Source organism: Mycobacterium sp. FW102-FHT13B02 (assembly GCF_058790275.1).
On sequence record NZ_JBYTCM010000014.1, the window covers coordinates 100,461 to 113,533 of the forward strand.

Annotated in this window: 13 protein-coding genes; 5 read left to right on the forward strand and 8 right to left on the reverse strand. The window is 67.0% G+C overall.

The window, feature by feature from the left end:
* Window positions 1-2: 2 nt before the first annotated feature.
* Both AC3WTE_RS21870 and mshB read right to left on the reverse strand, forming a co-directional pair.
* Entirely contained in the window at window positions 3-455 is a 453-nt protein-coding gene (locus AC3WTE_RS21870; protein ID WP_492440854.1) for a hypothetical protein, read from the reverse strand.
* Between the two features lie 90 nt (window positions 456-545).
* A complete protein-coding gene (gene mshB / locus AC3WTE_RS21875; RefSeq protein WP_492440856.1) occupies window positions 546-1,424 on the reverse strand; it encodes an N-acetyl-1-D-myo-inositol-2-amino-2-deoxy-alpha-D-glucopyranoside deacetylase in 879 nt (292 codons plus the stop codon).
* A 29-nt stretch (window positions 1,425-1,453) separates the two neighbouring features.
* On the opposite strand from mshB, the gene AC3WTE_RS21880 reads away from it, so the two are divergent.
* Entirely contained in the window at window positions 1,454-2,749 is a 1,296-nt protein-coding gene (locus AC3WTE_RS21880) for a chloride channel protein (protein ID WP_492440857.1), read from the forward strand.
* Between the two features lie 53 nt (window positions 2,750-2,802).
* Here AC3WTE_RS21880 and AC3WTE_RS21885 read toward each other — a convergent pair whose 3' ends face one another.
* Entirely contained in the window at window positions 2,803-4,188 is a 1,386-nt protein-coding gene (locus AC3WTE_RS21885; protein WP_492440859.1) for a hypothetical protein, read from the reverse strand.
* Window positions 4,189-4,665: 477 nt separating this feature from the next.
* Window positions 4,666-6,591: an ABC transporter family substrate-binding protein gene (locus tag AC3WTE_RS21890; RefSeq protein ID WP_492440860.1), complete on the reverse strand. Its 1,926-nt coding sequence runs from the start codon at window positions 6,589-6,591 to the stop codon at window positions 4,666-4,668.
* Between the two features lie 87 nt (window positions 6,592-6,678).
* On the opposite strand from AC3WTE_RS21890, the gene AC3WTE_RS21895 reads away from it, so the two are divergent.
* Window positions 6,679-7,548 carry a hypothetical protein gene (locus tag AC3WTE_RS21895; protein ID WP_492440861.1) on the forward strand — a complete coding sequence of 290 codons (870 nt, stop codon included), beginning with the start codon at window positions 6,679-6,681 and terminating at the stop codon, window positions 7,546-7,548.
* A gap of 48 nt (window positions 7,549-7,596) precedes the next feature.
* On the opposite strand, the gene typA is transcribed toward AC3WTE_RS21895, so the two are convergent.
* Window positions 7,597-9,504, reverse strand: coding sequence for a translational GTPase TypA (typA, locus tag AC3WTE_RS21900; protein ID WP_492440863.1), 1,908 nt, complete (start codon window positions 9,502-9,504; stop codon window positions 7,597-7,599).
* 68 nt (window positions 9,505-9,572) lie between these two features.
* On the opposite strand from typA, the gene AC3WTE_RS21905 reads away from it, so the two are divergent.
* Both AC3WTE_RS21905 and AC3WTE_RS21910 read left to right on the forward strand, forming a co-directional pair.
* Window positions 9,573-9,740, forward strand: coding sequence for a hypothetical protein (locus AC3WTE_RS21905; protein WP_459368643.1), 168 nt, complete (start codon window positions 9,573-9,575; stop codon window positions 9,738-9,740).
* Between the two features lie 93 nt (window positions 9,741-9,833).
* Window positions 9,834-10,106, forward strand: coding sequence for a hypothetical protein (locus tag AC3WTE_RS21910; RefSeq protein WP_492440865.1), 273 nt, complete (start codon window positions 9,834-9,836; stop codon window positions 10,104-10,106).
* On the opposite strand, the gene AC3WTE_RS21915 is transcribed toward AC3WTE_RS21910, so the two are convergent.
* A complete protein-coding gene (locus AC3WTE_RS21915; protein ID WP_492440962.1) occupies window positions 10,100-10,486 on the reverse strand; it encodes a (deoxy)nucleoside triphosphate pyrophosphohydrolase in 387 nt (128 codons plus the stop codon). The genes AC3WTE_RS21910 and AC3WTE_RS21915 overlap by 7 nt on opposite strands.
* Before the next feature lie 77 nt (window positions 10,487-10,563).
* A complete protein-coding gene (locus tag AC3WTE_RS21920; protein WP_492440867.1) occupies window positions 10,564-11,418 on the reverse strand; it encodes an endonuclease domain-containing protein in 855 nt (284 codons plus the stop codon).
* Window positions 11,419-11,563: 145 nt separating this feature from the next.
* Here AC3WTE_RS21920 and AC3WTE_RS21925 point away from each other — a divergent pair, with 145 nt between their 5' ends.
* Window positions 11,564-11,836 carry a 4a-hydroxytetrahydrobiopterin dehydratase gene (locus tag AC3WTE_RS21925; RefSeq protein WP_492440869.1) on the forward strand — a complete coding sequence of 91 codons (273 nt, stop codon included), beginning with the start codon at window positions 11,564-11,566 and terminating at the stop codon, window positions 11,834-11,836.
* Here AC3WTE_RS21925 and AC3WTE_RS21930 read toward each other — a convergent pair.
* Window positions 11,833-13,029: a mannosyltransferase gene (locus tag AC3WTE_RS21930; protein WP_492440870.1), complete on the reverse strand. Its 1,197-nt coding sequence runs from the start codon at window positions 13,027-13,029 to the stop codon at window positions 11,833-11,835. The two genes, AC3WTE_RS21925 and AC3WTE_RS21930, sit on opposite strands and share 4 nt — an antisense overlap.
* Window positions 13,030-13,073 lie beyond the last annotated feature (44 nt).

Genomic DNA, 13,073 nt, shown 5'->3' on the forward strand with positions numbered 1-13,073 from the left:
CGCTAACCCGACAATCGAGCCCGCCTCCGCGCGTGGCGCCACAGCACCACGCCTGGCGGTGTCGCACCGAACAGCAAGAAGATCAACGGCGACGCCTGCATGATTCCGGTGCCGCCGAACACGACGTCATCGCCCGGGCCGCCGAGCAACAGGATCACAACGGTCGACAGCCAGACCCACATCGGGAGCGCGGCCAGTCGAGGAATGGACGTCCATTGCAGGCAGGCCCAGACCAGGGCAGCGTTGACCAGCCCACTGATCAGTGCACTGATCGGGAACGGCACCGAGCCGAGATAGAGCGGCAGGAAAAGGGCACCCGCGATGGCCGACAGGGCGCCGTCGAACGCCAGCAGACCGAGCATCAACGCGCGCGCCCGACCGGAGTCGGCGCGCACCGGGACAGACGTCAGGTCGGGATGCTGTCGAGCAGCCCAACCAGAGAACCGACGACCCACTGATAGTTGTCGCCAAGGCCCTGCAGGTGCTGCAAGTTGGGGTCCAGATCCGAGTCCATGGCGGCTACCCTACTCCCCCCGATCCCGGTGTCACGTCAGGTTTATCCCGCTGAGTAGGTCAGTTTCGAAACCACGGCCGTCACGCTCGCCCACCGTGCCCTCGACCAACGTGTAGTGCTCGCGCGCAGTGATCGGCAGCGCGATGTTGTTGGACAGTGCAAAGACCCGGCCGCTCGGCTCGACCGTCACCTGCGTTTGGTGGGCGCGCATGGCAGCGACCTTGGCCGGCAGGTTGTCCGGCGTGTCGATGATGGCGTCGATGCGGTGGCCGAGGTCGAACGGCAGGGCACTGGCCGGGATTCGCACCCAACTCTCGGGCAGTTCGATCCCGCTCAGGGATTCCAGGGCCTCGGCCATCGACTCACCGTCCATCACGGTCCAGTAGAACTTCGGCACCTGCCAGGGCTCGCCAGGGTGCCCGTCACCCGACGACGCGGCGACCGCAGCCGTCGTCACCCGGTGGGCCTGGACGTGGTCGGGGTGCCCGTAACCGCCGTTGGGGTCGTAGGTGACGACGACATGCGGGCGGAAGTCCCGCAGCACGGCCACGAGCTCGGCGACCGCCTCGTCCATGTCGGCGTCCGCGAATCGCTGACGGTGCCGCGCCGGGCTGCCCTCCATACCGGAGTCGCGCCATCGCCCGGCCCCGCCCAGATACCGCGGCTGGTCGACACCCAATTCCCTTAGTGCCAAGGTCAATTCACCGACGCGGTAGCCGCCCAGCTGGTCAGCTCCGTCGACCGCCAACTGCGCCCACTGGGAACCGATGACCTCCCCCTCTTCACCCATGGTGCAGGTGAGCACCCGTACGTCGGCGCCGCGGGATGCGTAGTGCGCGATGGTCGCTCCGGTAGTGAGTGTCTCGTCATCCGGATGGGCGTGGACGAACAGCAGCCGTGGGGTCTCCATATCTCCCAGGCTGGCATACATTCACTCGGGTGACGCGACGTGCGCTTGAGTTCGGCAGCGCGGTGCTGCTCACCGGCCTGCTCGCCGGCGTCGCCGGAGCGACGACGGTGTCGCTGCTGCACGCCGTCGAACACCTCGCCTACCACTATTCCTACGGGCTGTTGCTCGACGGCATCGGGGCCAGCTCGCCGGTCCGCCGCGCGCTCGCGCCGGCCGTGGGCGGGGCACTGGCCGGATTCGGTTGGTGGATTCTGCGCCGCCGCAGCGGCGTGCCGTCATTATCGGCGACCATCGCCGGGAAGAAGCCGATGCAGCATCTGCCCATGGCGGCCGACGCGGCATTGCAGGTCGTCGCTGTCGGGTCAGGCGCCTCGCTGGGCCGGGAGACGGCACCACGTCAATTGGCCGCGGTACTCAGCAGTTACGGCACGACATGGCTCGGCCGGCTCACCGCGTCGACCATGGGCACGCTGACGGCCCGCGACCGCGAGATTCTGCTCTCTTGTGCCGCAGGTGCCGGCCTGGGCGCGGTGTACAGCGTGCCGCTCGGCGGGGCCTTCTTCGCCGCGCGCGTCATGATGGGCACCTGGCACCCGAAGGTGGTCGGCACGGCGCTCCTCACCTCGAGCCTGGCGGTCGCGGTGTCGCACCCCATCACGCACTTCGAGCGCAATCTCGTGTGGCCCAACCCGGCACTGTCCTACCAGTTCACCATGCTGGCAGTGGCCATCGCTCCGTTGGCGGTCGTCGTCGGCCTGACCTTCAACCGGCTCGTGTTGCTCGCCGGCCCCAAGCCGCAACTGACTTCGTGGGTCCTGATCCCCGGGGTCGCACTGGCCGGCCTGGTCACCGGCATCTGCTCGATCTACCGCCCCGAACTGCCGGGCAATGGCCGCAGCGTGCTGGTCGTCGCCGTCGGCTCCGACCTCACTCTCGCCGCCGCGGCCGTCATCTTGCTGCTCAAACCGCTGCTCACCGCGCTGTACCTGCGGTTGGGCGCGGTCGGCGGCTTGATCACCCCGGCCCTGGCAACCGGCGCGGCCGCGGGAACGGTTGCCACGCTTGCTCTCAACGACCTGGCCCGCACCAACCTTCACGTGCCGGCAGTGGCCCTGACCTGTGCGGCCGGTGTGCTGGCGATAACGCAACGCGCACCGGCATTCGCCGCACTTTTCGTGTGGGAGCTGGCCCATCCGCCGGTCTGGTTGCTCCTGGTTTTCGCGGTGGCCGCGTTCTCGTCGCACGGCATTCGGCTGCTGCGCGAGCGGACACTTGCCACGGCGGCTGAGCATCCGAAACGGCTGTGGCCCTCCACCTTCCGGTAGAGGGCCACAGTTCCGATCAGCTACATGAACTACTCGGCGTGACCACCGTCGGCTCAGGCTGCAGCATGGCTGGGCTTGCCGGCTTTGGCTGCCGCTTTCGGCTTGGTCGCGGTACCGGCGCCTGAGTCGCCGGCCTTCGACGAGCCCGCCTTGGCGTCACCCGACGTAGTCGAACTCGACGTGCCGGCACCCGACTTCGAGCCACCGGACGAGCCTTTGGCACCCGCCGCCGAACCATCCGTGCCCTTAGCGGAACCGGATTGGCTTGTCCCGGCGGAGTCCGCACCCGACTTCGTCGACCCTGCACCGCTCGACGTCGTGCCGGTGTCCTTGGTCGACGAACCCGACGAGCCGGACGAACTCGACGTACCCGAGCTGCCGGGCGTCGTGGCCGAAGTCGGTTCTGCCGCACCGGTCTTGGTCGTCGAGGCCGGCGTGCCCTCCGTCGTGGCGCTCGTCGCACCAGCCGGCGTGGTGGCGGCGGTCCCGGTCGCCGATGTGGCGGCGGGCGTCGAATCCGCGGGCGTGACCGCGGGCACCGCCGCGGGGTTGGTCGCCTTGGGCGCCGTCGCGGCAAGGGTGCTCACCTTCACCGCGGCGGCCGTAGTGGCAGCCGCCGGATTGGTGGTACCGGTCGAGGTATTCGGATTCACGTTCAGGGCGGTCTTGATCGTGCTGGCGATGAACGGCACCGCATCGGTGACGAACTGATCCACCTGCTTGATAACGTCGATCGTCACATCCGCGATCCCGTGCTGGACAGCGTTGATGACGTTGATCGGATTCAGCGTCGTAACCGCCTGCAGCACACTCTGAATACTGCTCACCATCTGCTGAACAATCGGCTTGACGGTGACGCAGTCACTGCAGCCGATCCCGATCGTCGAGCCCACCGCGAAGATCACCAAGGACTGAACGGTGGTGATCATTGCCGGAACCAACGCCGAGGCGACGGCAAGCGGCCGCTGCACGATGTTCTGAATGGGCTGCGAAATTCCAGTGATGAGCTGCAATCCCCCCAAGATGATGCCGCTCTGGAAGGCGTCGATGGCGCCGTTGACATTTCCGGTGGCCAGCTGTGCGCCGACCGCCTGAAGCGTGCTGGGCAGTGCCGCCCCGATGGTTCCCAGCCCCCCGGCGACGTTGCCGATGAGCTGCTGCGCCTGCTGGAGCGTGTACAGCTGATTGATCACGACCTGCTGAAGAAGTGGATTGACGCTGGTTTCGGCGACGTTGGCGGTGTCGCCGAGCAATTGCTGGATTGCGGTGACGATCGGGCCGAATACGTCGAGCGGGTTGTCCAGGGCGGTCAACTGGACCGCAGGCATGTGCACCTGAGGCAGCGTCGGCGCATGTAGAGCCTGGCTCGGGACGACCGAAGCGACAGCGATGACGCTGGCACCCGCCAAGGCAAGACCCGCGTTGACATAGGGCCTCATCGTTAGCTGCATTACTTTCCCTCTCGATTGTGTCGGTGATCTCAGTGGGCGCGCGTCGCAAAATTTACTCGCCGGTAAGTTGCAAAGCAATATCAATTTGCGACTTCCCAGCAACTTAGGTGATCGATATATGACAACAGCGTCAGTTCAACGACACAGCTCACCAGCCATAAATCTGACTGCAGCTACCCCAAGACCAAGTGACAGCAAACAATTTTAGGTCCGCACCTCGATCGCGGACTCGTTGACTGAGAGACGCTGCAGCAACCTATAGAACAGCTCTTTAGCTGGGCTTTGTGTTCGTGGAGCCACGCTAAGCACAATTTGCCGAAATGCTTTCAAACGGAACTACCAGACCAAATGAGGCGAAAGCCGGCCGCGACAGACGCAATGCGGCCGCCACCACTGCCCGAGCTCGACAGCAGACTTTTCCGTGACGCGGAGCGGCTCCGAAACCTCAGAGGCGCCGGGAGCAGATCAGGGAACTTTGACCCACTTGCCCGCGTCGCCGACGATCCCGACCGGGACGGCGCCGGTGAGGCTGACGTTCTGCACCGTGGGCCCGGCAGCGACGATCGTGGTGTCCTGCAGGATCGGCAACACCGTCTCCATGGCCCAGAGCTTGGGCTCCAACTCACCCAGCACATCGGCGATGCTCTCGGTACCGGCCAGGGCCGCATCGATCTTCGGCTGAATTGTGTGGTCGCAGATACCGGTCAAGTTACTGGGCGCCTGCACCAGCTGATCACCACCGAGCGGCTTGGGCAGCGGAACGGTCGGCGCGGTGGAGGTCACCGTGGGTGTCGGCGATGGAGTCGTCGGCGGCTGCGGTTTCGGCGCAACGGTTTTGGAGGTCGCTGTCGGCTGCGGGGCGGGGGCCGGGGGCGTCGTGGTCGACACCGCCGTGGCGTCCAGCCCCGGGCAGCCGTACCGCGACGCCAGCACCGTCGCCAGATCACCACCGGCATGGCGCCAGCCGACGATCGCATCGACTCGCTCCAGACCGTCCGCGTACAGCGCCACCGGATCCATGGCCAGCACCGTGGCCTCGATCCCGACGCTGCGCAGTTGGTCGGCCGCGGTGTTCGCCACCGCGACCGAGGTCGGGTCGTTCGCGGCGACACCGATGGCCAGCTCCAGCGGCTTGCCGTCCTTGACCAGCCGATCATGGCCCGGTGGCGGCGGCATGCCGGGTGACGCCGGCAGCGCGACAGCGGGCTCGACGTTGTACCCGGCCTGGTGAAGCAGGTCCATCGCGGCGTTGCGGTCCAGCGCCGGCGGCGCCGTCGGCACGTAGCCGGGGTCGGACGGCGTCCGCACCTGGGCCTGCGCCAGTGTGACGGTGTTGTCGCTGCCCGCGCCGACGGCCGCCAGCAGGCCGACATCGAGCAGGCCCAGCAGCGCCTTGCGGACCTGGACGTCGGTCAGTCCCGGGCGCTGCGCGCGCAACGTCAGCTGCATGACCCGGGGGGTGACGATCCGCGCGGTCCGCACGCCCGGGATGGCGGCGAGTTGCGCGAACGTCGCCTGCCCGCCGTGCACCTGGGCCACCTGGGTGTCCCGGTTCCGGATCGAATCAGCAAGGGCGGCAGCCGATCCCCCACGCCGGAACAGCACCTGGTCCGGCACCGACGGCACGCTCCAGTAGCGGTCGTTGCGCGCCAACAGGATCTCGTCGCGCTGCGGATCGATGCTCTCGACGCGGAACTGACCGCCCGTCACCGGCATGGCCCGCGCCAGTCCGGCAGCGAAACCGCCGGGTACGTCCTTGACGATGTGCGCGGGCAAGATGTTGTTGAACAGTTCCCGCCAGGCCGGGTACGGCCGGGCGAACGTCACGACGGCCGTCTTCCCACCGTCGACCGACTGGACACCGGTCACCAGGTCATAACCGGCCGGGTCGACGACGCCGGGCTGGCTGACCATCTGCCGCCACTGGTACCAGTAGTCGTCCGCGGCGATGGGCGCGTTGTCGGTCCACTGCGCCTCGGGACGGATCTTGTATGTGACCGTGAACGGGTTCTGATTGGTCACCTCAGCCGACAACAGCAACGACGGGTCGAGTTCCCAGCGCGATCCCGACGGCGACGCCGGATCGGCGATGGGCCGGAACGAGCTCGGCAGAACCAGTGCCGAGATCGCCGCGTTGACCGGCGACTGGTCGGACTGCAGATGCGGGTTGAATCCGGGGCCGATCCAGTCGATGGCCATGATGATCTGGTTCATCTTGGGCGGCGGTGGGACGACCGTCTTGGTCGTTTCGGTGCTGCGTGGCGCCGGTGGCGGGCTCACCGTGCAGCCGGCCAGTGCCAGGACCGATACCAGTGCACCAGTCGTCATCAGCTGGCGGCGGGCGGTCGGCACGCCGTTCAGGGTATCGGTCGGCAACTGCGCGACCACCATCGTGACCACTTCCCCGTCGCTTCGCTCGCCTCTTGGGTGACCAATTCGCGTCGCTTCGCTCGCCCCGGATGGTCCACAATCTGCGGTATGGGCCTACTGCCGAAGCCGTACACCCCGCTCTCCGACGCCGACGTCGCCGATGCGCTGAGCCGCGCCGTCGCGATCATCAACCCGTTGCTCGACGTGCTGTCCGAAGCCGATCCCATCGGGCTGCGCAAGCGCACCCACCGCCTGCTGCGACCGCCCCGCCGGGTGGGCGATCTGGTCCGTCGGCTGCGGGTGCGGCACCGGCGCGCCGAGGCCGGCCGCAGCCCCAGCACCACAGACCGTGCGCTGAACGCCGGTGCCCACCTGATGAATGCCGCCGATTTGCCCGGCACCGCTGCCTGGGAGCGGATGAGCCGCGACGAACGCATCCACTGGTGGGTGCACCGCGTCGGCGCGTTGAACACGCTCGTGGTGGCCACACCCGGGCTCTTCGGCTGGCTGGCCCGGGTGCTGCCGGTGAGCGAGTTGGCCGGGTTCGTCAACCACGCCATCGTGCTGTGCGCGGTGTCCCGCGAATACGGCGTCACCGATCGGCGCGAGCAGGTGCGGCTGCTCGCCGCGGTGCTGTGCCGTCGGCAGTTGTCCGAAGACGTGCTCGACGACCGGGCCGTGTCGTCCGCGAATCCGGAGCCGCTTCCCGAAACGCCGCCGCCGGGCTGGAAGCCGCTGGAGGCCATCACGTCATCGATGCCGGTGGTGGTCGTCAAGACCGTCTGGCAGCTGGCCGGCATCCTGCGCGCGACGTTCGACGAGATCGCCAAACGGCCGCAGCCGGCCAAGTGGTGGCAGCGCATGAGCGCGCTGCCCTGGGTCGGCGCGGTCTCCACATACTTCGGCGAGCGCGGCGCGCTGAACAAGGCTGCCGATGACGGCGTCGCCTGGCTCGACCAGAACCAGAAAGCGGGCTAGCGCACGTCGTGAAAACGCTTGCGCCAACCCGCTTTTCGGCTTGGTGAGTTAGTTGCGGGCCTTCTCGCGGGCCTTGGCGCGGGCACGCAGGCTGGCCGTCAGCTCGACCTTGCGCACGCGCACGACCTCAGGGGTGACCTCAACGCACTCGTCCTCGGCACAGAACTCCATGGCCTGCTCCAGGCCGAGCTCCAGGGGCCGCGCCAGCGTCTCCATGACGTCCGCGGTCGAGCTGCGCATGTTCGTCAGCTTCTTCTCGCGGGTGATGTTGATGTCGAGGTCTTCGGCACGGGGGTTGATGCCCACGACCTGGCCTTCATAGGTGTCCTGGCCCGGCTCGACGAAGAACTGGCCGCGATCGGACAGCTGGATCATCGCGAACGGCGTGATGGTGCCGGTCCGGTCGCTGACCAGTGAGCCGGTGTGCCGGGCGCGGATCTCGCCGGCCCAGGGCCGATAGCCCTCGAACACGGCGTTGGCGATACCGGTGCCACGGGTCAGCGTCAGGAAGTCGGTGCGGAAGCCGATCAGGCCACGGCTGGGCACGATGAAGTCCATCCGGACCCACCCGGCGGCGTGGTTGGTCATCTGCTCCATGCGGCCCTTGCGGGCGGCCATCAGCTGAGTGATGGCGCCGAGGAACTCCTCGGGACAGTCGATGGTCAGCTCTTCGAAGGGCTCGTGCAGCTTGCCGTCGATCTGCCGGGTGACCACCTGCGGCTTGCCGACGGTCATCTCGAAGCCTTCGCGGCGCATCTGCTCGACCAGCACGGCCAGCGCCAGCTCACCACGGCCCTGGACCTCCCAGGCGTCGGGACGGCCGATGTCGACGACGCGGATCGACACGTTACCGACGAGCTCGGAATCCAAGCGGGACTTGACCATTCGCGCCGTCAGCTTGTGTCCGGAGACCTTGCCGGCCAGCGGCGAGCTGTTGGTGCCGATGGTCACCGAGATGGCGGGCTCGTCGACGGTGATACGCGGCAGCGCGTGGGCGTGCTCGGGGTCGGCCAGGGTGTCGCCGATCATGATCTCCGGCATGCCCGCGACTGCGACGATGTCGCCGGCGACGGCCTCGGTGGTCGGGGTGCGCTCGACACCGACGGTGACCAGCAGTTCGGTGATCTTGCCGGAGGTGATGACGGGTGCGCCGTCGACCTCACGCATCCAGGCCACCTGCTGGCCCTTCTTGAGCTTGCCCTTGTAGATGCGGACCAGCGCCAGACGACCGAGGAAGGCCGACGCGTCGAGGTTGGTGACCAGCGCCTGCAGCGGAGCGTCCGGGTCGCCCTGGGGCGCCGGGATGTGCTCGAGCAGCACGTCGAACAGCGGGTCCAGGTTCTCGCTGTCGGGCACCTCGCCGTTGGCGGGCTGGACGGTCGAGGCGACACCGGCGCGGCCCGAGGCGTACAGGGTCGGCAAGTCGAGCGCCTTCTCGGCGGCAGCCTGGGCTTCTTCGTCCAGATCAGAGGCGACGTCGAGCAGCAGGTCGTGGCTCTCCTCGACGACCTCGGCGATACGGGCGTCGGGCCGGTCGGTCTTGTTCACCACGAGGATGACGGGCAGGTGCGCGGCAAGGGCCTTGCGCAGCACGAAGCGGGTCTGCGGCAGCGGGCCCTCGGAGGCATCGACCAGCAGCACGACGCCGTCGACCATGGACAGGCCGCGCTCGACCTCGCCACCGAAGTCGGCGTGGCCCGGGGTGTCGATCACGTTGATGACCGTGACGGAGCCATCGGAATTATGGCGGTGAACTGCCGTATTTTTTGCCAGGATCGTGATGCCCTTTTCCTTCTCAAGGTCACCCGAGTCCATGATGCGTTCGGTGGCGTCGTCGCCGCGGTGGGTCAACGCTCCGGACTGCCGCAGCATGGCATCGACGAGGGTCGTCTTGCCGTGGTCGACGTGTGCGACGATGGCGACATTTCTGAATCCGGCGCTGGCCTGCTCACTCACGCCCAAGATTGTCGCAGCGAGGGGGTCGGTTTGCGAAACTGCGCACGCCCTGAGGAAACTGCACATCGATGAAGGCCAGCAAGCTCGCCGGGGCGAAACCAAAGAAGAAATGCTGCCGCAGCAAGCCCCGGTGCAAGCGGTGTCCGCTGGTGCTGCACAAGGTCGAGAAGGCAGCGCACCACGGGGTGCACGGCAAGGATCTGGAGAAGGTCTACAAGCGCGCCCGCAAGGCTTGATGTACAGCTATTGACCTGCCTCTTTACTGGTTTCGCGAGTAGGGTGGAAGCGTCTCGTCAGCTCCACGGAACCAGCGCGAGGAGGTCGTCGTCATGACCGTCTACGAAGTGTTGACCGGCATTGTCGGGTTCGTGCTGGCGCTCGGCGCAACGGCCGCGATATTCGCCGGATTGGCCAATTGGGCCGGCGGGTTCTTCGTGGTGAGGTGTGCTGCGTGTCACCATTTGGCGTTCTCCACGGCGAACAAGCCGAAGACCGCCTGCCCGCATTGCAAGTACCCCGCGCTGCTGCATCCGCTGTACACCGCCCAGCACGGCACCGCGATGGCGTCGGCCCGCGTCGTCGGCGACAAGCTGCACTACTGAGCCAACGCCGCCTTCAGCTCGACCAGCCACGCGCGGTCCGCAGGCACCCACGGCAGATCGTCGAGTTCGGCCGCACTCACCCAACGCACGGCGTGGTGGTCATGAGCGTGGGGCGCGTCGTCGGTCGATGCCCGGTACGCCCGCAACGTGACGGTGGCGGACAACGGCACGTCCTCGCCCAGCCTCTTCCCGACGGTCACCATGACCCCGAGTTCTTCGTGGAGTTCGCGGGCGAGCGCCTGCTCGTCGGTCTCCCCCGGCGCAACTTTTCCGCCGGGCAGCTCCCAAAGACCGGCGAGCTCCGGCGGCCGATTGCGCTGAGCGACCAGTAGTTTGGCGTCGGCGATCAGGGCGCCCGCGACGACGATCACGTCGGTCAGGTTACTTGGCCGTCGAGCGTGGGGGTTTACGCGGAAATTCGGCAGGAATTCCTCGTAGAGGCCCACGCTCGGCAGCGTCAGACCGGGCAACCCGAGGCACGTAGTTTGGCGCGCACCCTCTCGACCAGCTTTTCGGGCTCACGCAACATCGTGGCGCTGACCCTGATGACGCCCCACCCCATGGCTTCCAATATCGCGAGGCGCTCGATGTCCCACGCCCGCTGCCGGCCGTCGCTCCAGTGCTGCACGCCGTCGTACTCGATGGCCACTTTCCACTGACGCCAGCCCATGTCGACGCGGATGAATGCCTCACCGTAATCGTCGTAGAACCGGATCTGCGTCTCGGGAATCGGAAGCCCACCCGCCACCAGCGTCAACCGCAGCCGGGATTCCTGCGGCGACTCCGCGCCGCCGTCGACCAACGCCAACGCCATCCGTGCTCGCTGTAGCCCGCGGATACGCGGATTCGCCGCGATCAGCGGTTCGACATCGATGACCTTCAAGTCGGTAGCGTTCATCAGCGCGTCCACGATCGGCACGGCCTCGCGTTGCGGCAGCAGTCGCGCGAGATCGAACGCGGTACGGGCGGCGGTTGTGACCCGCATGCCTTTTCGCAGGCAGACGTCTTGTGGCGCAACGGCATACGAAAACACCGTCAGCCCTTTCGGGCAGTGCCGATCTGGGCGGACCACCACCGCGGGAGCGTCGGCGTCGAGCCATTTCGTTCCGTGTACCGCGGCCGCCGACACTCCGGCCAGAACGGCGTCCGGACCGGCGAACAACCAACCGGCGCGCGCCTTGAGTTCCGCTGTCATCTCAACGCCCTTGGCCAGGTACACGTTGCGATAGACCATGCGATACCGAGTGCGGAGCTGATGCTCCGTCAGGCGGCCGGCCCGTAAAGCGTGCGAACCGAGGATGAGTTGGTCCATGACACCCACCCTCGACGGTACGGGCGACAAATTTGGCTCCCAATGGAGCGGTTATCCACAGGTCAGGCCGCCGAGCGTGGGGGATTACGCGGGAATTCGGCAGGAATTCCTCGTAATCCCCCACGCTGGCCGGAACAATGGGGTGATGGCTGTCCTCACCGATGAACAAGTAGACGCCGCACTGCCCGAGGGCTGGGAACGAGCCGACGGCGCGCTACGCAGGTCCGTGAAGTTCCCGGCGTTTCTCGACGGTATCGACGCCGTCCGCCGGGTGGCGGTCCACGCCGAAGCCAAAGACCACCACCCCGACATCGACATCCGTTGGCGGACAGTCACTTTCACTCTGGTTACGCATTCCGAAGGCGGCATCACCGACAAGGATGTCGCGATGGCCGAGGACATCAACAGGCTCGTCTAGCGGACGCGTCTCGCCATCCAGCCCAGCGTCACCACCGTCATCACCGGGTAGATCAGCCCCGCCCATGCCAGGTACCACGGACGGCTGATCACCCAGATCGTCGGCTGGGCGAAACTCAGCAGCCACGGCACCCCGACGATCATGAGCACCAGCCAGGTCCAGCGCAGCGCCCGCGCGCTGGACAGTTCCGCGAACGGCCCGTGCCACAGCCACATCATGAGCGGGATCAGCCACACCCAGTGGTGGGTCCACGAGATCGGCGAGAACAGCAGCCCGAACAATTGCACGACGAGCAGCGCACCCAGCCGGTCGGGCCGGTCCGGACCGTAGACCGCGCGCCAGGCGAACACGGCCAGCACGGCGGTCAGCACCACCGCGATCACCACGGCGGGCTCGAAACCGGCGTCATGCCCGACGATGCGCGAGATCGCGCCGCGCCAGGACTGGTTGAACGACGTCGCGACCGGGCCGATGCGATTGGCGTCGCCCAGTAGATCGGTGAAGTAGTAGAGCGCCTGATCCCGCAACACCAGCCACGACACCAGCACGGTGCCGACGAACGTGACGGCCGCGAAGACCGCCACGCCCCAGCGGCGGACGCCGAGGAAATAGAGCCCGGTCACCGCCGGCGTCAGCTTGACCCCGGCCGCGAGCCCGACCAGCAGGCCGGACCACCACCACCGGGTGCTGTAGACCGCGTACAGCACGCCCAGCACGAGGACGACGTTGATCTGACCGTAGTCGAACGTGCTCCGCAGCGGCTCGGTCCAGATACCGATGGCCGTCCACGCCATGGCCAGCCGGTGTGCGGGATCAGCTGACCCGATGAGCCGCAGGCTGATCCACACCACGCCGTAGAGCGCAGCGATGATGCCGACCTGCCAGAAGAATGCCAGCAAACCGAACGGCACGAAGTGCAGCGGATAGAACAGCACCGCCGCGAACGGCGGATAGGTGAACGGCAGCGGGAAGTCGGGCGTCTGGTCGGCATAGACGTAGTCGTACAGCGGGTGGCCGCTGCCGAGTGTCGCCGCGCCGCCGACGTAGACGTGGAGGTCGACGAAGTTGGCTCCGTTGGGCACCAGGTAGGTCCACGCGAAGCGCACAGCGACGCTGAGCGCCAGCATCAGTGGCGCCCAGCGCAGGACTGATCGCGTGGCGGTGTTTATCGCACGACTGTAACGGTCGGTCACCCTTCGCCTTCCGATCAGTAACGGATCTATAAATGCCACACGTG